Below are 21,455 nucleotides of genomic sequence, written 5' to 3'. Positions count from 1 at the left end.
ATTTTTTCTCGATCTAAAATTTTTTCTTGTGTTTAAATCATAATTTTATAAATATTGACTTTCGCAGTTTGGGTTCAATATTTTTTGTTTTGTGTCCTTTTCCTGTGGTGTCTTCAACTAGTAAAATTGATCCTGTTTCGAAGGTTCTTTTTTCTCCTAATGAAGTTTCGATTTCTACGCCGCCTTCCAGTAAAACAATATACTGACGGTCTGGCGCATTATGAAAATCATAATCATAAGAAGGGCTGACTTCCCTGAAGACAATTGATTTCACAGGTTCATCATCAGATAAAAATCCGATATCGCCATTATTTTTTAATGGAACTTCAAAGTCTTCAAAATGACTTTCGCCATTATCATCGCTGTAAACTCTAGTAATCTGAATCATTATTTTTTGGAAAAAATAAGTTCGTTCGCCAGATCTACTTCATCCTGACTAATGGTATGTCCCATATTGTCATAGATTTTTTTAGTTACAGAAGCGCCCATTTTTTCTAAAAGTGCGACAGTTTCGTTTACTCTTTCAACAGGAACATGGAAATCAGGATCGCTTGTTCCGATGAAAATTGGTGTATTTTCAAAATTTCCTGAATAATGATTTTCATAAACTTTATCGCCAATAAGTCCGCCTGTAAAAGCGACAACGCCTCCGTATTTTGCTCCATTTCTAGCTGTAAATTCTAAAGCAAGACAAGCACCTTGCGAAAATCCGAGGAAATAAATATTTTCTTTTTCAATTCCGTTTTGCTGAATGGCAACAACAACTTGATGAATAGCCTCTAATGATTTTGAAAATGAAGGTTCGTTTTCTTCAATTGGCACTAAAAACGAATACGGATACCAAGTTCTATTTTCTGCTTCTGGCGCAACCAATGCAAATTTATCGACCTTAAGATGTTTTGCAATTGAAAGAATATCGTGAGCGCCTGCACCGCGTCCGTGAATCATGATCAAAGCTTTTTTAGCCTGGTCTAAAGGCACACCATCTGTTAAAATTTCGGTATTCATAATTTTATTTTTTTAGTATTGTTGTCTATAATTATTGCACGCATACTTAGGAGATTTTTTTAATCCTTTATTATAGTGCTTGCTTGAGTCAAATAAAGTATTTCCACATGCTTGTCATTTCTCCCTTCGGTCGAAATAACAAACTATGGCGACAAACTTTGATGACAACTTTATCAAGAATTATTTATTTCTTCCAAATATCCTGATATTCATCTGGATGTCTTTTAAATTGTGCGTGTACGTAGGGACAAAGTGGTAAAACCATCATATTATTGGCACGTACGTAAGAAGTCATTTCTTCCAAAAGTTTTTTAGCGTAACCTTTTCCTTCTGCTTCTGGCTCAACTCCTGTATGGTAAACGGTTAAGACATCGTCTTTTAAACTTACGGTCATTTCTCCTAGTTTTTTGTCCTCAACATAAAGATTAAAAGCGCCGTGTTTTTTTTCGTCTAATTCTAGTTTTATTGTTTCCATATTTATTTTTTTATGTCTTGGTTTACAAATACAAAGTTCGTTAAACTAGCAGTTAAGTATGCTTAATCTAGATTAATTATATCCTTGTTTTATGCCTAATTTTTTCATTTTTGAATACAATGTCTCGTGTATGCATTTTCAGCAGTTCTGCCGCACCGCCTGGGCCAGAAACTTTACCGTCACAAATTTGTAATGCGCTTAAAATATGGTCCTTTTCCATTTCTTCCATCGACTTCATTTTTCCAAAACCTGCTTCTAGCGGATTTGAATTATTTACCGGAAGATCAAATTTTTCGATTTCGTTTGTTTTGGCCAGCAGTACATTTCGCTCTATTAAATGCTCTAATTCTCGAATATTTCCCGGCCAGTCGTATTGCATTAATTGCTGTAAAGCCGGCGCACTAATACTGCCGACATTTTTGCGGGAACTTGTCGCATATTTTTTTAAAAAGAAATTGGCTAGGTCTTCAATATCTTCTTTTCTGTCTTTTAAAGGAGGTAATTGAATAGGAAAAACATTCAATCTGTAATATAAATCCAATCTAAAGCGTCCCTCTGCAACTTCTTTTTCCAATGATCTATTGGTTGCGGCAACAATTCTGACATTGATTTTAATCGTTTTATTTCCTCCAAGTCTCTGGATTTCTTTTTCTTGTAAAACACGTAATAATTTTACCTGAGAGTCAAGAGGTAATTCGCCAATTTCGTCAAGAAAAATAGTTCCATTATCTGCTTGTTCAAACTTTCCAATCCGTAAAGTATTTGCTCCAGTAAAAGCACCTTTCTCGTGTCCAAAAAGCTCCGATTCTATTAGGGAATGCGGTAATGCCGCACAATTGACAATTACAATCGCATTCGATTTATGTGCCGAAAGATCATGAATAGAATGTGCAACTCTTTCTTTTCCGGTACCGCTTTCACCCAGAATTAATACTGAAGTTTCGGCTGGCGCCACAATTTTTATTTTTTCAATAACTTCTCTTAAAAGACTGCTCTTTCCAATAATCCCCTCAATTTCCTGATTTTCGTTATCGAGCGGAATCTCTGCCAATGTTCCTTTTTCCTGATCGAATCTATATTTGGCAATGTCAAGCATTACAATAAGGTCTCTTTCGCGAAACGGTTTCACCATAAATCCATACGGATGAGTAGCTTTTACGGCTTCAAGCGTCGATTGGTTGGTGTTGGCAGAAATATATAAAAAAGGCAATTGTATCTCGCGTAGTTCCCACGCCAGATCAATTCCAGTAAGATCGCCTTTTAGCATAATATCAAGCAAAACCCAGTCAGGCCTTTTATCCGCAATCAGTTTTCGAGCCTGAACCACAGAAGAAGCTATACCAGTTATTTGATAACCCGCTTTTAACAGCATGATTTTTAAATCATTTGCTACTATAAATTCATCCTCGACAATTAGAATTTTCTCCTTCATTATATTATTTAAATAATTTCAGAATTTTCGGCTGTGGCTTCAAATTCTGTTTTTCTTGTAAATGTAATTGTGATTTTTAAACCTTTATCATTATTCATTTCAAAAGTTCCGTCAATCTGGTCCGTTAATCCCATCATTAAATTCATACCCAGCGAATTTCTTTCGGTTTCTTCAAAATCATTAGGAAGTCCGACACCGTTATCAGCCACCAAAAGTTTATAATCACTGTTTCCGATGTTTTTCAGACTGATTAATACTTCTCCTTTTTTATCTAAAGGGAAAGCATATTTTATAGCATTATTTATAGCTTCGTTTATAATTAAACCAAGTGGAACTGCTTGAGCAACATCAAGATACACTTTTTCTGTGTCTAGAACAAAATTGATTTTCGGATCAGTATCAAAACATTCCCTCATATAGCTGATCAATTCATAAATATACCACGACATATCTATATTGGCCAGATTATCAGATTGATATAATTTTTGATGGATCAGCGACATGGCGTGCATTCTGTGCTGGCTGTTTTGTATGGCCATCAATGCATCTTCATTATCCAAATAAGCCGACTGTGTGTTTAATAAACTGATAACGATTTGCAGATTATTTTTTACACGATGGTGAATTTCCTTTAAAAGCCATTCTTTTTCAATCAGCATTTTTTTGTTCAGTTCGTTCTGCTCATTAATTTTTTGACGTTTGATTTCTAATTCCTCGTTTTTTTTCTTTTTTAACCTAAATCCGTTATACAACAACGCCAGAAATAGTATAAGAACAACGACACTTCCTATAAAGACAGATCTGACTACCGTATCTTTCTGAATTTGGATTTGCTGTACTTTTGCCTGCTCGCTGGAGCAGATCTATATTTTTATCTTTTTTTTCGCTTTCAAATTCAATTTGAAGACTATTAATCTGTTTGCTTTTTTCTCCTTTAAAAACAGAATCTGAAAGCTGTTTGTAAAGTTGATAATGCTTGATGGCATTAATATAATCACCTCGCGAAGAATCTGCTTTAAACCAGATTAAGTAACTTTCAGAACGGATCAGGTTATTACCTGCGCCGGCGGCAAGTGAATCTAAATGTTTTATCGTTCGATAGAAATCATCATATTTTTTTATTTGATAGTGATAAGAGGCAAAACTTCTTAAAATAGCAATACTGTTTCCATTTTTATCAGCATTTTCACCGTAATAATTAACCAGTTTTCTATAGTAAATGCCAGCAGTTGCATTATCATTCAAAATCCTGTAAATATTGAACAGCAGATAATTCTCTTTCATCAGCCTCTCGACATGAGGAGTTGGAAATTGCTGCTGCATTTCTTTTATAAGTTTAAGAGCGTCTTTTTCTTTTTTTTGTCGAATAAGCGACGAACAAAGATTTTCTCCAATGGTTCTCACGTATTCCGTATCCTTATGATTTTTGGCAATTTCAATTGCTTTGTACCAATATTCCTCTGCATCGTCATTTTGGCGCAGGTAATAATAAACAAGTCCAACATGATTGTAAATAGAACTTAATTGTAATGAATTGTCATTTACCGCAAGTGCCGTTTTTTCTGCTAAAAGAGCGTATTTTAATGATTCAGGATAATTTCCTTTTTGGGTGTTTACTTCAGAAAGCAAATTATAAACTCCTTGTAAACTTTTAAATTTTATTGACTTATAAATGGCAAGTGATTCCTTTAAAAATGGTTCCGCTTTATCAGGCTGTTCACTTATACTGTATAGTTCTGCCAATTCTTTTAAAGTAGTGGCCTGTTTTTCTTTCGCTCCCGATTTTTGAAACAGCTGAATCGCTAATTTTTTATATTTAACTTTTTGATCCAGATCTGCATCATAAACCGAAAGTTCTCCATAACTGGAGGCCTGTAATTCTATAAGATTATTATTTTTGGAATAAGAAATGGCATTTTTTGTTTTTTCTAATGCATTTTCAGTATCTCCTTTTTCCCTGTAAATCTGAGCTCCTAAAAGAATTGATTTCCCTTTTCCGAGCTTGTACTTTAAATGTTCACTTAGCAGTCTTGCCTGCGTATTGATCAAATCTGCATTATCCAGATCTGTTTTAATTTCGCCAGTTTTATTTAAATAATAGCCGCTTAAAGCAAGAAGTAATTCGACTTTTTTTGTATCATTTCCTGCATCGGCTATTTTCTGTTTTAATTCATCTGGATTTTCTATAGACTGCGCATAACTGTGTATGTTTGCCAGAAACAAAAATGCTGTAATAAATAAAAAACATACGTGATTTTTCAAGTGGCTCAGGGGATTATAATTCATTTTTTAAAGATACTATATTATCAGAAATTTACAATCTTAAATCCATGTTTGACCTAGTTTTCGCGGTGGTACATATAGCAGATTATCATGGCACGCACCAGGTAAAATTAAAGTCCCTAATCCGAAAAACTTTCCTGCAACCGCTCCTAAAAAACAACCCACAAGAAACCCGATTATGGTAACTAATTGCTTCTTAAAACTTAAAAGCACGTCGACATCTTTTAATCCGTTTTTTAAGAGATTACCCAAATCAAGTGAAGCCTGAGTTACATTACCCGTCATCATGGTTGTTGGCCCGTGTGTTTCTTTAGCATACAATTTTCCAAAAGCATTCTGAAGACCCATTGCAAATACAGTAGTCATAGCAACTGCGTACATTGTCCATTGTGAAAAAATTTCCAAATAGCCAAAAACGTAAGAAGCAATGCCGCTTAAAACCAATATCAGCCCTTCCCAAAATAGAATAGTGTAACGATTGGTTACTTTTAAAGCAATTCTTCCTCCAACAATTACGGCGATTATAAAAATAGGAAAAGTCAATAGTTTTACCCAAGCATGCAAATCTGAACCTTTGATGATTTGATAAGCGAAGACAATAAAGTTACCTGTAACGTGCGCCGAAAAGATAGAATCTGCGACGACAAAAGTTACGGTGTCACAATACCCTGCTATCATTGTAAGAAGCAGGGTAACATACCAAATATTTCTTTGTAATTCCATAATGTTATTTTAAGTGAGCGCGAAGCATCCACGCCATTTTTTCGTGATTTTCTAATAGGCCTGTAATGTAATCGCTGGTTCCAGCGTCGTGAAGTTCTGCGACAAAATTATTGATGTTTTCACGTAAGTGAATCAAAATACTTTCATGATCAAAAAGCAGTTCTTTGATATAACCAGTGCTGTCGTTTTTTTCTCTTGATTCTTCTGAAAGATGTGTTAGTGCCAAATACTCCTTTAAAGTTCCCGGCGCATAATGACCTAAAGTTCTAATTCTTTCTGCAACAGCATCTACAATTTCGTCCAATGCCTCATACTGCTGTTCGAAGAAAAGGTGTTTGTTGTAAAAATCTGGACCTTCGACATTCCAGTGTGCTTTTTTTGTTTTGGTATAAAGTACAAATTCGTCAGCGAGAACTTTTGTTAGTACATCTACAACTTTTGAGATGCTTTCTTGTTTAATTCCGATGTTTGCTTTCATTTTAAATTAGGTTTAATGAATAATATTTTATAAACACATAGAGACATAGATTTACTTTGACTTTGAAAAAGGATATCGAAAGAAACTAGTTTCTAACAGATAGTTCTTTGCGAGAACTTTGTCAAAGTTTTAAACTTTGACAAAGTAGACACTACTATATCTACAAAATCTATGTGTTTGAATTAATTGTTTATTAATGTTAATAGATAATAATCTAGTGAATATTTTCCTGCTCCAAGGGCGAGAATTAATAATAAGGATAAGGTGTACATATAAGGAACGTCACGTACTTCGAGTGAATCTTTTCTATGAACTACAAAATATCCTATGGCTGTAACGCCAATAGTTGGCAGAACAACAAGTCGGGTGCCGATGCCCAGAATAATTAGAAATGGAACTACAGTATCAGAAAAAGTCTGCGACCAAACCGTTTAGTTTTTCAGGCAGATGAAGTGGATTTGGAACGTGCTCCCTTTGTCCATTCTCAACTCTGAATTTCTTCATTCCATGAACTCTAAATAGTTCTACTGCAAGTAATACTCTAAATACTGCAAACGCGACATTGTTGAATGATGTTCCTAAATCTGAATACAAGATTTGTTTTATAATTTCAATCATTTCTTTAAATTTAAAAAGCAAAGCAAGAACACCCAAGTGCGCCCCAAAATGCGTTATAATTATTTACTGGTACATTGCTCATTCTCGCAATATCATGGCTGTGAGCATGAACATCGCGACTTCCAGAGCAACTGTGTATTTGAGAAGTCAGGCTTGGCTTAGCATCAGCTTTGGTGTTTTTTTCGATCGCATTCTGCAAATTACTTCTAACGGGATAACCGTTGTAAATCGCTGTTGGCGACCAGTCTGGTAAAATCGGAATATGCGGTGGAGAAAAGGATGAAAAATCGCCGTTAGCATATACAATTTTCCCATCGACTATAGTCAAATCTGCTTCTATTTTTTTAATGTCTTCGTCATGAATTGTAAAATAATCACGGTCCAGAACCACTAAATCAGCAAACATTCCAGTTCTAATATCTCCTTTTTTAGCTTGTTCCTGAGAGAACCAAGCGCTTCCTCTGGTGTACAATTCTAAAGCTGTTTCTCTGCTTAATCTCGTTTCATTGTACAATTGCAAACCTCCGACTGTTTTTCCAACTGTCATCCAATACATGGAAACCCACGGATTGTAACTGCTGACTCTCGTTGCATCAGAACCTGCGCCAACTGGAACTTCCATTTCGAGCATTTTTTTAATTGGCGGTGTGTTTTCTGTCGCTTTTGCTCCGTATCGATCTGTGAAATATTCACCTTGATACGCCATTCTGCTTTGTACAGCGATACCGCCTCCTAAATTTTTTACACGTTCAATATTGCGTTCGTCAATAGTTTCGGCGTGGTCAAAGATCCAAGGCAGTCCGTTAAACGGAATTTCCTGATTTATTTTCTCAAATACATTCAAGAACCTTGTAATGCTTTCGTTATAAGTTGCGTGAAGACGAAACGGCCAGCGGTTTTCTACCAAAAGGCGAACTACTTTTTCTAGTTCTGCTTCCATGTTTTCAGGAAGATCAGGTCTTGGTCGCAAGAAATCTTCAAAATCGGCGACAGAAAAGACTAACATTTCGCCCGCACCATTATGACGGTACATGTCGTCTCCCTGATATAATTTTACGGTATCGATCCAATCTTCAAAATCTTCAAATTCGTGTTTTGGTTTTTGAGTAAAAAGATTGTAGGCAATTCTAACCGTTAATTGTTTCTTCTCATTCAGTTCATTTACGACTTTATAATCGTCTGGAAAATTCTGAAATCCACCGCCTGCATCAATAACACTTGTGATTCCGAAACGGTTCAACTCTTTCATGAAGTGACGGGTCGAATTGATTTGATGCTCATAAGAAAGCGTTGGACCTTTTGCTAAAGTCGAATACAAAATCATGGCGTTTGGCGTAGCAATAATAAGTCCGGTTGGTTCTCCTTTAGAATCTCTTTCGATTTGTCCTCCTGGAGGCGCCGGTGTATTTTTAGTATACCCCACAGCTTTTAATGCTTGCTCTGTTCATAATAGCTCTGTCGTACAAATGCAGAATAAAAACAGGAGTTTCTGGTGCAATGGCATTTATTTCTTCTAATGTTGGCATTCTGCGTTCAGCAAACTGAAATTCAGACCAGTCGCCAACCACACGAACCCATTGCGGATTTGGGGTTCTGTCAACTTGTTCTTTCAGCATTCGCAGTGCATCGGCTAAAGAAGGAACGCCATCCCAGCGCAATTCTAAATTGTAATTTAAACCGCCTCGAATAAGGTGAATATGCGAATCGTTGATTCCAGGAACTACTCTTTTATTTTGAAGGTCGATTATTTTGGTTTCCTCAGATGCAAATTCCATTACATTACTGTCATTTCCAACCGCAATAAATTTTCCGTCTTTGATCGCTACAGCCGTAACATTTGGTGTTTCGGCATTGAAACTATGAATTTTACCGTTGAATAAAATTAGATCTGCTTTCATGATTGGATTATTTAGCGTTAAGTTTTGCAATAGCTTCTTTAATTCCTTCGCCCGCAACAGTGTAAAAAGCAGGTCCAGCAAGAAGAATAATTTTAGTTAAAGGCTTGTAATCGGCTAATTTTTTATCTTTTAAATACGTCTGCGTTCTATAAGCTTGAAAAGAACCTAAAACTACATTTGTTGCTACTAAAGCCGTTGGAGAATCAATTCCCGCATCTTTAATATCGCTGGCAAAAGAATAATTAGAAACTCCTAAACGTAAAGCTTCGCGCATAGCAGTGCTTCCAACGCTGATCATTAAATCCGGCGTAAATTTATTACGGTCGCCAAGACCAATAAGCAATAATTGTTTTGAAGCCAAAGTTCCTTTTGGAGGCGTAATTAATAAAGTTTCAAGGGAATGACCGGTAAATTTTCCGCTTTTGCGTAACTCCGTGATAATACCTTTTAAAGCATCGTCTAAATGCACCATTCCGTTTAGGTTTGCAGGAAGGGCAGGAGGGTTAAAAATGTCGCCCTCTGTATATTCAAAAACGCAGGCAATTTGTAAATCTGCTTCAGTCGCAGACGGTCCTTGAACCAATCCGTTTACCGCAACTCCGTCTACTTTACCCCAAGTTGTGGTAGAACCAAGTGAAGCAGTTTGAGCCAAAGCACTATTTGCAAATATTGTAATAAAAAGAATTAGAGCGGTGTATCTAAGTCTGTATGCTGAGAAAAGTGTTGTGTTTTTCATTGTTATTAGTTTTTAGTTGTGATTTTTTTTAAACACATAGAGACATAGATTTTGAATTCTGAAGGAATAAAAGAATACAAAAAGAAACTAGTTTCTCACACATAGATATAGACAGCGCTATGTGGTTTGATGCAAGTGCAATGCCTTTTTGATGAATAAAATCTATGTTTCTATGTGTTTGAATGGTATTTGTTTAATTTTTTTTATTAAAACTTAAATCCAAGTCGGGCATTAAAGAAAACGCCGTCTTTAGAATTGGGTATGATATCGTCTATAAAGGCACCGGTTTTAAAATACTGAATACCGCTTACGACTGAAATATATTTGTTTACGCTGTAAGTAAAATTTGCAAGATAAGCTGTTCCGATATATCTTTCTGTTGAAGAACTTCCCTGAAGATTCAAGGTTCCGCTTGGTCTATAAACGCCGTCTTGCAAGGAATATCTCCAGTTAAAAACCACATCGACCTGCATCTTTAGCTGTGGCAGTAAATCCATTGTGGCATACGGATGAATGTCGATAAGGTTTACGGGACCAACCTGCGGACTAAAACCAAAATAGCCTCCTTTTGGATATAACGGATTGAAAGTTTGCAGATTTCCGTCGCCGTCTTTTTTATCACCAGAAATATAATCATTTCGAAGATTTATTGTTGGTTTAAATTTCACGTTTTCAAAGGAATAACCTATGTCTATAGATCCTGTCCAAGCATTGATGTTTCCGGAGCCAAAAGTTCCAAATTGGTACGTCGCTTCCAGATTATAAATAAAACCGCCGCCATATTTCCAAAGTCTTGTGCCAATAGTATGTCGTTTTTCAGGAGCAATTCCTTCTTCAAAAAGAGATTCATCTCTTCTGATTCCAAGATAATACAAATCCAGATTTCCTGCTTTTGGGAATATTATTTTAGAATAAGCACCCCAAAGATTCAGTTGTTTGGACATTTTATTATCAAAAACGCCAGCGTAAATAGTGTCGGCCATCATGGCAAATCCGTCAATGGAGAATCGGGAAGAAGTATACATTATTTTTCCTCCTGTAAAATAAAGTCTTGCATTTGGACCCTCCCTTACTGAAATCAATCTTCCTGAACCATAATCCAATTCTTGTCTTCCAGCTCGAACTGTGAGTTTTTTGTCTTCTTTCTGATATACATTCACATCTAAAAAAAGATTCTGCACATTCAGCTGATCTTCATCGATACCGCGCGGACCGTTGACTCTTCCGTCTTGCAGGGCACTTCTTAATTGTGCAAATACTCTAAAGTTTTTTCCTAAATGAACATCGGCATGAAGATCGTAGCGCTGTAGTAAAAAGTTGTTGTGGCCTATATTTAATCTTCCCCAATCTTCATTGTTGAAATCGACATATTCATATCGAGCTTCACCTCCAAGAGACATATAAAAATCTTTCTCTTTATTTAAAGGAACGAATTTTAAATTCTCATAGAAGTTTCTCGTAGAGTCTTTTAAGAATTCGTAGTTTTCATCGTAGCGCAAAAGTTTAAAATTTTGTGCCGATGCGATGCTTCCCATTAAAAGAAAACAAAGAACGATGATTCCGAAGTTCTTATTTTTTTGCGATATGGATTTTGATGATTCCAACATAATGAAGGGGGTTATGGTTTGTTTAGTTTCAGGTTTCAAATTTCAAGTTGAAATAAAAATTGAATTAGTGTTTCAGCATGTTATGTGCATAATGAATACCTAAACCGTAAGATCCACCGTGTTTTTTCATTAAGTTAGTTACAGGAACATACGTTTCCTGACGTGCCCAGTCTCTTTGTAATTCTAATATATATTGAATAGAAGTTACTGGTTTTGCGCCAACTTGGATCATTCTTTGAATCGCACGTTCGTGAGCTTCGTCGCTTACATCGCCGCAGGCATCTGTAATAACATACACTTCGTAACCTTCTTCGATTGCCGATAATGCTGGGCCAACGATGCATACTCCTGTCCATAATCCGGCAAAAACTAATTTTTGTTTATTTGTTCCGGTAATTGCTTTATAAGCATTTTCATCTTCCCAAGTATTCATTGTTGTACGATCAATGTATCCTGAAGTAGCAATTGGATAATATTCTTCAATTTCAGGAAAAACAGGTCCTGCAAAGCTTTCTTCAAATACTGTTGTTACAATGGTTGGCACATTGAAGATTTTTGATGCACCGCAAATAATAGCAACATTATTACGTAATTCGCTTAATGCAATGCTCGATGTAGCAAATGCCATTTGTCCTTCAAAGTCAATTAATACTAATGCGTGATTATCTGGTGATAATAAGTTTACTGATGGTTTCATAGGATATTTATTTAATAGTTTTAGTAATGCCAACAAAATGCCAAACTGTCAATGTGTTGGTATATTGGGTTTTATGTATTATGTTGATAATTTTTTGTTACGATATTTCGTAAATTTATTAACGTGTTATGAAAAACACTAAGAATGTATAATTCGACATACATATATTAAACACAAGAAACATAGGCTTATATTCTAGAAATAAATGATAAGAATATAAAAAGAAACTAGTTTCTCACATATAGTCCCGAGACTTCGGGATGCATTAATACAATTGAAACGCCTTTTTTTTAGTTACAAATCCTATTTTTCTATGTGTTCAAAATTATAGACAACTTTCAGGAATGTGTTGAAAGTTTTTTGATCATTTCTGTTGAAACAGAATCAGCGTAGATTCCAAATGCGCTGGTTAAAACTCCCTTTAGATTATAGATTTCAGATGTAATTCCGTAAACAATATCTTCATCTCCAGGATCCGTATCTCCTTCAAAACGAAATAGATATTCAATTTTAAATTCTTCTGGAGACATGGTTTGTGTATTATTATTGTAACGGATACAATTTTCATCAAGATTAAAGTTTTCTGTAAAACCTTGCAGATTCAGCCATTGTAAAGCCTCGGTCACCGTATCAAAAGCGGGTTGTTGAAATGTGCTCATAATTTTGGAGTTTAACTGCCCGTAAAAATTACAGGCAGTTTGGATTACTTTTTAGGACTATCTGCTTATGATTTAATAAAGTCTAAAATGTCTTTATTGATTGTGTCAGCTTCTGTAGTTGGCATACCATGAGGAAATCCTGGATACGAAATTAGTTTTCCGTTTTTCAAAAGTTTGGTCGCTCTTGGTGCCTGACCAAAAGGAACAATTTGATCATCTTCTCCGTGTAAAACCAAAACTGGAATATCTAAACTCTTAAGATCTTCTGTAAAATCAGATTCAGAGAACGCTTTAATTCCTTCATAATGAGCTAAAACAGAACCCATCATTCCTTGACGCCACCAGTTGTGTTTAATTCCTTCCTTAACGGTTTGTCCCTCACGGTTCCATCCGTAAAAAGGAATCGGAAAATCATAAAAATACTGTGCTCTGTTAAATCCAGTTCCTTGTCTTATTTCGTCAAAAACAGATAATGGCACACCTTCAGGATTAGATTCATTTTGGATCATAATTGGTGTTACAGCACTAATTATAACTGCTTTTGCAACACGCAATTTTCCGTATTTTGCGGCATAACGAATTACTTCACCACCTCCAGTTGAGTGACCAACGTGGATAGCATCTTTTAGATCAAGTGCTTGCAGTTAATTCTGCAATGTCGGAAGCATAAGTTTCCATATTGTTTCCTTCTGAAGTTTGACTAGAACGTCCGTGCCCGCGTCTGTCATGTGCAATAACTCTGTATCCTTGTTGTAAGAAAAACATCATTTGTGCATCCCAGTCATCACTAGATAACGGCCATCCGTGGTGAAAAACTATTGGTTGTCCTGTTCCAAAATCTTTGTAAAAAATTTCTGTTCCGTCTTGTGTTTTAAATGTGCTCATTTTTTTATGGTTTTAGATTATTAAATTTTATTATAATGTGAAAAATTAGTATCGTGATGAAATCTACTTTTTGATGTAATTGTTGTTGTTAATTTCTTTTACAAACTTAGAGTAAGTGCGAGAGGCGGTCGGTTAATGTAGATTAAGAAAAAAATAATCTTGTTTTATTGCTCTTAAATAGGGCTTCAGAGTAAAAGAAGTTCTTATTTTTCTTTTGAAATGCTGTTTTCATATTGTTGATCTTTATAATAGATGCGAGACAATAGCCAAATAATATGCCCTAACTTATAAAGCCAGTAAAACCAAAGGCTTATACTTTACAGCTCTTATTATTGTTTACGATATTTCGTAAATTTATTAGCGTGTTTTATTTTTTATAGGAGGTTTAAGTTCGTTTCGACAAGTGAATAATAAATTTTTTCTATCCTTTAAGAATTATTTATTATTTATCACAATAGTTTTCTCTGCATTTACTTTGTAAATTAGTATAAAAAATAAAATTTGAATTATGGACAATCAATCTAATGACATTAGCAAATGCCCTTTTCATAATGGAAGCAGGGATAATGAAGCGACTACAGGCACAAAAAATCGTGACTGGTGGCCAAAGCAGTTAAAGGTGAATATCCTGAGACAAAATTCATCATTATCAAATCCGTTGGATAAAAATTTTAACTACGCAGAAGCTTTTAAAACTCTTGATCTTGAAGCGGTAAAAAAAGATTTACACGATCTTATGACCGATTCTCAAGAGTGGTGGCCTGCAGATTTTGGTCATTATGGAGGTCTTTTTATCCGAATGGCTTGGCATAGTGCAGGAACATACCGCGTACATGACGGACGTGGTGGAGCAGGAGCGGGACAACAGCGTTTTGCACCCCTTAACAGCTGGCCGGATAATGTGAGTCTTGATAAAGCCAGAAGATTACTTTGGCCCATAAAACAAAAAATATGGTCAAAAAATTTCTTGGGCAGATCTTATGATCTTAACTGGAAATGTTGCTTTGGAATCTATGGGTTTTAAAACGTTTGGTTTTGCAGGAGGAAGAGCCGATGTTTGGGAACCAGATGAATCTGTATACTGGGGTTCTGAAACCACATGGCTTGGAGGTGATGAACGTTATAACGATGGTTCTGAAGGTGTGCCAAAAGATCACGGCGTTGTATCTTCCGATGATGATGCAGATGGCCATGTTCACAGCAGAAATCTAGAAAAACCTCTTGCGGCAGTACAAATGGGACTTATATATGTAAACCCTGAAGGACCTGATGGAAATCCTGATCCAATTCTCGCCGCAAAAGATATCAGAGATACTTTTGGACGTATGGCAATGAATGACGAAGAAACAGTCGCTTTAATAGCAGGCGGACATACTTTTGGTAAAACTCACGGAGCGGCTTCTTCTGATCATGTGGAGGAAGAACCTGAAGCGACTGACTTAGGTCTTCAAGGTTTTGGATGGAAAAATAGTTTTGGTTCTGGTAAAGGTGCAGATGCTATTACAAGCGGACTTGAAGTAACTTGGACAAAAACGCCAACACAATGGAGCAATAACTTCTTTGAAAATTTATTTGCTTTTGAATGGGAACTTTCAAAAAGTCCTGCAGGTGCGCACCAATGGGTGGCTAAAAATGCCGAAGCAATTATTCCAGATGCATTTGATGCTAATAAGAAACATCTCCCAACCATGCTTACTACTGATTTATCTTTAAGATTAGATCCAGAATATGAGAAAATTTCACGTCGCTTTTTGGAGAATCCAGATCAGTTTGCAGATGCTTTTTCTCGTGCATGGTTTAAGTTGACACATCGTGATATGGGGCCTCGTGCACGTTACCTCGGACCAGATGTTCCTCAGGAAGAATTGTTGTGGCAGGATCCTATTCCGGAGGTAAACCACAAATTGATTGATGAGAATGATATAGCACAGCTAAAAGAAAAAATAGTAAATTCAGGATTAAGCATATCTCAATTGGTTGCTATTGCCTGGGCATCGGCTTCTACTTTTAGAGGATCTGATAAACGCGGTGGTGCAAACGGTTCACGCATAAGACTGGCACCGCAAAAAGACTGGGAGATCAATAATCCGGCACAACTGAAACAGGTTTTAGACAAACTAGATGCTATTCGAACAGACTTTGACGCTGTACAAAATGATGGAAAGAAAGTTTCGCTGGCAGATTTAATAGTTTTAGCAGGATCTGCTCGCAGTAGAGAAAGCGGCAAAAGACGCAGGAAGCGCAGTTACAGTTCCGTTTACGCCTGGCCGTATGGATGCATCTGCAGAACAAACAGATGTGGAATCATTTGAATATTTGGAACCAAAAGCAGATGGTTTTAGAAATTATAGAAAAACAAAATCATCAGTTTCAACGGAGGAACTTCTTATTGATAGAGCCAACTTATTAACGCTAACAGCTCCTGAGTTAACAGTTCTTTTGGGTGGATTACGTGTTTTGGATATTAATGCTGATGGTTCTAAAAATGGTGTTTTTACTCATACCCCAGGAAAACTAACTAATGATTTCTTTAAAAATCTGCTTGATATGAATACGCAGTGGCAGGTGGTATCAAATGATAAAGAGCTTTACGCAGGAAATGACCGTACTACAGGCCAGCCAAAATGGATTGCAACACGTGCCGATCTTGTTTTTGGTTCTAATTCAGAATTAAGAGCGATTGCAGAAGTTTATGCAAGTACCGATGCACAAGAAAAATTTGTACATGATTTCTGTCGCTGTATGGAGTAAGGTAATGAATTTAGATAGATTTGATTTGGATATTAAGTAATTTTAGTGCTTAGTAATTAGTCCTTAGTAATTAGTAATTAGTTCTTAGTAATTAGTTCTTAGTAATTAGTTCTTAGTAATTAGTTCTTAGTATTTAGTTCTTAGTATTTAGTTCTTAGTATTTAGTTCTTAGTATTTAGTTCTTAGTATTTAGTTCTTAGTATTTAGTTCTTAGTATTTAGTTCTTAGTATTTAGTTCTTAGTATATAGTACTTAATACTTAACTTAATTCATAATTCTTTGTACTTAATTCTTATTATTAGCGAAGTAACTTATAAGACGCCGATTTTTATACGGCGTCTTTTTTGTTTTTTGATGTAAATTTTTTTGTAATTATAGCTTTAGAAATTGAAGATAATTAAAAATCTTTCTTTAGTATTTACAGAAATTATAATAATCCTAGTTTTTCCGCTTTTTCAATTAGATCTTTATCACTTCCTTTCCTTTGAAAAAGTGTTGGAATTAGAACCTACAAATCAAAACGCGAAAGGAATGCTTTTGAAAATTAATGATTTAGTAAAGAAATAAACCGAAGCGATTTTAGTTTATAACAGGGAAGAAAAATTTACAATAATTTTATTAGACAATAATTATAACAGAAAATTTTCTTAAATATCAGATGCAATTACAGCAATATTAAAAGACCAGAAATTCAGCCTTCCTAGAAATAACTGAAAACAAAATAGAAGCATAACAGCTATCCAAAAACTGTTTTGTCTGACACTAAAAACCATTTAGAAAAACCATTTAGAAAAACCATCAAAAATGAAATTGAAACTAATCACTTTTTTATTACTTAGTTTAAGCAATTTGGTTTCGCAAGAAATCAATAAAGAAAAAATAGACCACTACATAAATTACATCGAAAATAATAATGGAGGAATTGGCAGTTTATCAATTTATAAAAATGGAAAAGAAGTTTATAATAGAAGTTTTGGGCAAGAAAAATTGACCAATGTAAGTTATAATAAAGATACTAAATATCAGATTGCTTCTGTCACTAAAATGATTACGGCAATTTTAGCTTTCAAATTAATTGAAAAAGGAAGCTTAAAACTAGATGCCAAATTATCTGAATTTTACCCTGAAATAGCAAATTCAGAAAAAATAACTATTAAAAATTTATTAGAGCATACAAGCGGATTAGGGAATTTTGCCATTAAAAACGGTGCCATTTGGGTAACCGAAAAAGTAACGGAAAAAGAAATTTTCAACGAAATAAAAAAACAAGGCGTAAGTTTTGAACCCAATGAAAAGGTTGCTTATTCAAATTCAGCCTATATATTGTCGCGAATGATTATTGAAAAAAAATATAAAAAAGAGTATTATAAAATAGTCGAACAAGAAATAGTGAAACCGCTTAATCTCAAGAATTTTGCTTCTATAAAATCAAATCCAGCCAACACATTTAAGTCTTATAAATTCGTACAAAACTGGAGTGAGATTAAAGAAATTGAATATTCAAATGTAATAGGCGTTGGTGATATAGCAAGTACAACCAGGGATATGAATATTATTATTACCAGTTTGTTCCAATACAAGATTGTAAAAAAAGAAACTTTAGAACTAATGAAACCTACTATAGGCAAGGAGGATTGGGGAAGAGGATTGGCATTATTTCCATATGGAGAAAATTTCTTTTTTGGGCATAGCGGTGATGTGCTTGGCTCTCATTCCAGACTTATATACAATCCAAAAGATAAATTATCTATTTCGTATGCAACAAATGGAGAAAGAATTCCTGCCAATATTTTTATAGAAGATATAGTAAGTATTATTTACAAAAAAAGAGTTCAAACTGCCTGAAATAAAATAATTTTAGAACCATAAATTCATAAAGTTTACCGCAATAGGCGTTAAACTTCATATTACTATAGAATGGGAATTCATACACAGCATTGACATCAGATTTTTGAGATTTTCTAAAGACTGCACAGACAAGAATCCTTTGAAAGTTCGAGAATTGTAGCCAACCATCAAGGATTCCTGCTTGCAGACATCAGAACTTGGAAAAGGATCTACCTTTCATGTTTATATTCCATTACAAGAAGTTTATTAATCCTTTTGTAAAAACTGTCTTAAAACATATTGTAGTATTCCGTCATTTCTATAATATTCAATTTCTATTTTTGAATCTAGTCTGGCTATAGCCGTAAAATTTAATTGCTCACCATTTTCTTTTACTGCCGTTATCTGCAGTTCTTTTAATGGTTTAATGTCTTGCGCTATTCCAGAAATTGTAAAAGATTCTCTTCCATTCAAGCCAAGACTTAGAGCATTTTCTCCATCTTTATATTGCAGAGGCAGTACGCCCATACCTACTAAATTGCTTCTATGAATTCGTTCATAACTTTCTGCAAGAACAGCTTTTACGCCCAATAAAAAAGTTCCTTTTGTCGCCCAGTCTCTGGAAGAACCGCTTCCGTATTCTTTTCCGGCAAGAATAATCAAAGGTGTTTCAGAAGCTTTATATTGTAATGAAGCATCGTATACACTCATTTCTTCTCCCGTTGGAAGATATTTTGTATAACCACCTTCCTTATCTGCTAAAGCATTTTTTATACGGACATTGGCAAAAGTACCTCTAATCATTACTTCATCATGTCCGCGTCGTGATCCGTAAGAATTAAAATCGGGTTTTTCTACACCACGGCTTATTAAATATTTTCCAGTTGCTGAATTCTCGTTAAATGATCCGGCAGGAGAAATATGATCTGTCGTAATACTGTCACCAAGCATTAATAAAGTTCGGGCATTTTGAATATCCTTTAATGGTTTTGGGTGCTCAGGCAGATCTTTAAAAAATGGTGCTTCTTTAATATAAGTAGAATCATTATCCCAAGCATATATTTTTTCTTCTGGTATTTTTAATTCGTCGCCATGTTTCATTTCCATCAAAAATAGTTTCGTAACTTTTAGAAAACTGTTTAGGAGATAAAACATTATTTAAAACTTCATTGATTTCATCATTTGAAGGCCAGATATCTTTTAAATAAACAGGAAGCTGGTTTGAGTCATAACTTACAGGTTCATTAAATAAATCTATATCAACACGTCCGGCAAGTGCAAAAACAACAACAAGCATAGGCGACATCAGGAAATTCATTTTAATCTGTGGATGAATTCGGGCTTCAAAATTTCTGTTTCCAGATAAAACAGATGCTAAAACAAGATCATGTTCTTCTACAGCTTTAGCAATATGAACAGGAAGAGGCCCAGAATTTCCTATACATGAGGTGCGACCGTAACCAACAACATGAAATTTTAAAGACTCAAGATCTCCAAGCAAATCTGCTTTTTCTAGATAATCGGTAACTACTTTAGAACCTGGTGCGAGAGAAGTTTTGACCCACGGTTTTACATTAAGTCCGCGTTCTCTGGCTTTTTTTGCAACAAGCCCAGCTCCAATCATCACAAACGGATTGGAAGTGTTGGTGCAAGAAGTAATTGCCGCTATGGCCACCGCACCATCAGAAAGCATAAACTGTTCATTGCCTAATGTAACTGCAACGGTTTTAATACCATTTTCTATTTTTTCTTCAATTTTTGCGTTGTCAGGAACTACAGCTTCACCTTGTATGGGTCGCGAACCACCTTCGCTAGACCAGCGCGCATCTTGTTTAGGTGCCAGATTTTTTTCTTCCAAACGTTTTGTCTAGTAAGTCAATAAGTTTGGGCTGTAAATTTTTAAGCAGAATTTTATCCTGAGGTCTTTTTGGTCCGGCAATAGTTGGCTCAATTGTAGAAAGATCAAGTTCAAGAATATCTGTATAGGTAATGTTTTCGTCGCCTGTACGCCATAGTAAATTGGCTTTGCAGTATTGTTCAACCAAATCGATCTGTTCTTCAGAACGGTTGCTCAGGCGCATATATTCTAGTGTTTTTTCATCTATAGGGAAGTAGGTAACCGTACAGCCAAATTCTGGTGACATGTTTCCAATTGTGGCGCGGTCTGGCACGCTTAAACTATCTAATCCTGGACCAAATACTTCGACAAATTTACCAACAACTCCGTATTTCCTAAGAAGCTCGGCAATAGTAAGCACCATATCTGTGGCAGTAGATCCAAGCGGAATTTCTCCAGATAATTTAAGTCCAATAACTTCGGGCATAATAAAATAAATAGGCTGTCCCAAAATCGCGACTTCTGCCTCAATACCGCCCACACCCCAAGCGATAACACCAATTCCATTAACCATTGGGGTATGACTATCTGTCCCCACTAAAGTATCAGGAAAAATCTCTCCATTTCTTTCAATTACACCTTTTGACAAATACTCTAAATTAACCTGATGGCAGATTCCCATTCCCGGCGGAACTACGCTGAAGTTACTAAAAGACTGCTGTGCCCATTTAAGAAATTCGTATCGCTCTGTATTCCGTTTGTATTCTTCTTCCATATTTCTCAGATAGGAATATTCCGTTCCAAAATAATCAACCTGTACAGAATGGTCGATGACTAAATCAACGGGAATTAACGGGTTGATCATATCTGGATTTTTTCCTTTTTTAGCGACTTCAGCTCGAAGCGATGCAATATCGACAACAGCTGGAACTCCCGTAAAATCCTGCATTAACACACGAGCTGGTTTAAAAGGAATATCTTTATCCGAAGCTTCAGGTTTCCAGTTTAACAGCGTTTCAATATTTTCTTTTGTAATAGCGAAATCATCATAATTACGAAGTACATTTTCTAACAGAATACGAATTGAAAAAGGCATTTTTTTAATATTAAAGCCCTGATTTTCCATCTCGGTCAGACTGTAGTAGGAAAAGGTTCTGTTTTTTGTGGTTAATAACCGTTTAATTTGGTAAATGTCGTTTTGCATATTTAAAAGTATTTAATTGAAATGTTGTGTCACAATTAGAAATTCATGAAATACTGCTGTAAAAGTTTTTTCGTAACTTTAAAAACAGTAATTTAAATCTTCATTTACAAAAAACCTGCCTTATAGGTAAATTAATGATATTCAGTGTTTTGAATGTTTTGTTGATTTCAAATACTTTCGAAATATCGTTATATTATGATGAAATTTGTTGAAATTTTAGAAAACAGAATTGTAGTTTGTTTTTTAATTTTGCTAGTGTAATTTTTTTGGATAGAAATATAACTGCTTTATGCTGACTAAAAGTAAAGTTACATAAAATATGTAATGGATGCATATA

18 protein-coding genes and 2 pseudogenes are annotated in these 21,455 nt (G+C 35.2%); 2 read left to right on the top strand and 18 right to left on the bottom strand.

Annotation, left to right across the window (positions count from 1 at the left end):
- Window positions 1-37: 37 nt before the first annotated feature.
- From ACZZ95_RS20060 to ACZZ95_RS19980, 17 genes are all read right to left on the bottom strand, one after another.
- Entirely contained in the window at window positions 38-388 is a 351-nt protein-coding gene (locus ACZZ95_RS20060) for a cupin domain-containing protein (RefSeq protein ID WP_463470374.1), read from the bottom strand.
- The gene (locus ACZZ95_RS20055; protein WP_463470373.1) at window positions 388-1,008 is read right to left on the bottom strand and encodes an alpha/beta hydrolase; all 621 of its coding nucleotides are present in this window, start codon (window positions 1,006-1,008) and stop codon (window positions 388-390) included. The genes ACZZ95_RS20060 and ACZZ95_RS20055 overlap by 1 nt, the downstream gene beginning before the upstream one ends.
- A gap of 184 nt (window positions 1,009-1,192) precedes the next feature.
- Window positions 1,193-1,483, bottom strand: a complete 291-nt coding sequence (locus ACZZ95_RS20050; protein WP_463470372.1) for a GNAT family N-acetyltransferase — start codon at window positions 1,481-1,483, stop codon at window positions 1,193-1,195.
- A 76-nt stretch (window positions 1,484-1,559) separates the two neighbouring features.
- On the bottom strand, window positions 1,560-2,915 hold the full coding sequence (locus tag ACZZ95_RS20045; RefSeq protein WP_463470371.1) for a sigma-54-dependent transcriptional regulator: 1,356 nt from the start codon (window positions 2,913-2,915) through the stop codon (window positions 1,560-1,562).
- Between the two features lie 8 nt (window positions 2,916-2,923).
- The gene (locus tag ACZZ95_RS20040; protein ID WP_463470370.1) at window positions 2,924-3,574 is read right to left on the bottom strand and encodes a sensor histidine kinase; all 651 of its coding nucleotides are present in this window, start codon (window positions 3,572-3,574) and stop codon (window positions 2,924-2,926) included.
- Between the two features lie 85 nt (window positions 3,575-3,659).
- On the bottom strand, window positions 3,660-5,201 hold the full coding sequence (locus ACZZ95_RS20035) for a tetratricopeptide repeat protein (protein WP_463470369.1): 1,542 nt from the start codon (window positions 5,199-5,201) through the stop codon (window positions 3,660-3,662).
- 36 nt (window positions 5,202-5,237) lie between these two features.
- Window positions 5,238-5,921, bottom strand: coding sequence for a YoaK family protein (locus ACZZ95_RS20030; protein ID WP_463470368.1), 684 nt, complete (start codon window positions 5,919-5,921; stop codon window positions 5,238-5,240).
- Between the two features lie 4 nt (window positions 5,922-5,925).
- Window positions 5,926-6,399 carry a Dps family protein gene (locus ACZZ95_RS20025; RefSeq protein WP_463470367.1) on the bottom strand — a complete coding sequence of 158 codons (474 nt, stop codon included), beginning with the start codon at window positions 6,397-6,399 and terminating at the stop codon, window positions 5,926-5,928.
- Window positions 6,400-6,804: 405 nt separating this feature from the next.
- Complete coding sequence (locus ACZZ95_RS20020; protein WP_463470366.1) at window positions 6,805-7,017, bottom strand: hypothetical protein; 213 nt, start codon at window positions 7,015-7,017, stop codon at window positions 6,805-6,807.
- 10 nt (window positions 7,018-7,027) lie between these two features.
- A complete protein-coding gene (locus ACZZ95_RS20015; RefSeq protein WP_463470365.1) occupies window positions 7,028-8,440 on the bottom strand; it encodes an amidohydrolase in 1,413 nt (470 codons plus the stop codon).
- A complete protein-coding gene (locus ACZZ95_RS20010) occupies window positions 8,427-8,915 on the bottom strand; it encodes an amidohydrolase family protein (protein ID WP_463470364.1) in 489 nt (162 codons plus the stop codon). The genes ACZZ95_RS20015 and ACZZ95_RS20010 overlap by 14 nt, the downstream gene beginning before the upstream one ends.
- A 7-nt stretch (window positions 8,916-8,922) precedes the next feature.
- Window positions 8,923-9,651 (bottom strand): M17 family peptidase N-terminal domain-containing protein, encoded by a 729-nt coding sequence (locus ACZZ95_RS20005; RefSeq protein ID WP_463470363.1) that lies wholly within the window; start codon window positions 9,649-9,651, stop codon window positions 8,923-8,925.
- A 206-nt stretch (window positions 9,652-9,857) separates the two neighbouring features.
- Window positions 9,858-11,258 (bottom strand): alginate export family protein, encoded by a 1,401-nt coding sequence (locus ACZZ95_RS20000; protein ID WP_463470362.1) that lies wholly within the window; start codon window positions 11,256-11,258, stop codon window positions 9,858-9,860.
- A 64-nt stretch (window positions 11,259-11,322) separates the two neighbouring features.
- Window positions 11,323-11,955 carry a hydrolase gene (locus tag ACZZ95_RS19995; protein WP_095954059.1) on the bottom strand — a complete coding sequence of 211 codons (633 nt, stop codon included), beginning with the start codon at window positions 11,953-11,955 and terminating at the stop codon, window positions 11,323-11,325.
- 338 nt (window positions 11,956-12,293) lie between these two features.
- Window positions 12,294-12,614 (bottom strand): phosphoribosylpyrophosphate synthetase, encoded by a 321-nt coding sequence (locus ACZZ95_RS19990; RefSeq protein ID WP_463470361.1) that lies wholly within the window; start codon window positions 12,612-12,614, stop codon window positions 12,294-12,296.
- A gap of 65 nt (window positions 12,615-12,679) precedes the next feature.
- Window positions 12,680-13,231 (bottom strand): alpha/beta fold hydrolase, encoded by a 552-nt coding sequence (locus tag ACZZ95_RS19985; protein WP_463471718.1) that lies wholly within the window; start codon window positions 13,229-13,231, stop codon window positions 12,680-12,682.
- A 13-nt stretch (window positions 13,232-13,244) separates the two neighbouring features.
- Window positions 13,245-13,499 (bottom strand): alpha/beta fold hydrolase, encoded by a 255-nt coding sequence (locus ACZZ95_RS19980; protein WP_463470360.1) that lies wholly within the window; start codon window positions 13,497-13,499, stop codon window positions 13,245-13,247.
- Between the two features lie 508 nt (window positions 13,500-14,007).
- Here ACZZ95_RS19980 and katG point away from each other — a divergent pair.
- Window positions 14,008-16,290 (top strand): annotated as a pseudogene (katG, locus tag ACZZ95_RS19975) (catalase/peroxidase HPI).
- A 764-nt stretch (window positions 16,291-17,054) separates the two neighbouring features.
- Window positions 17,055-18,095, top strand: coding sequence for a serine hydrolase domain-containing protein (locus ACZZ95_RS19970; protein WP_463470359.1), 1,041 nt, complete (start codon window positions 17,055-17,057; stop codon window positions 18,093-18,095).
- 249 nt (window positions 18,096-18,344) lie between these two features.
- Here the strand turns inward: ACZZ95_RS19970 and acnA are convergent.
- Window positions 18,345-21,118: pseudogene (gene acnA, locus ACZZ95_RS19965) on the bottom strand (aconitate hydratase AcnA).
- Window positions 21,119-21,455 lie beyond the last annotated feature (337 nt).

This window comes from Flavobacterium sp. AC267 (assembly GCF_979258715.1).
Note: the sequence above shows the minus strand (reverse complement) of the source record. Positions and strands in the feature narration are given on the sequence as shown.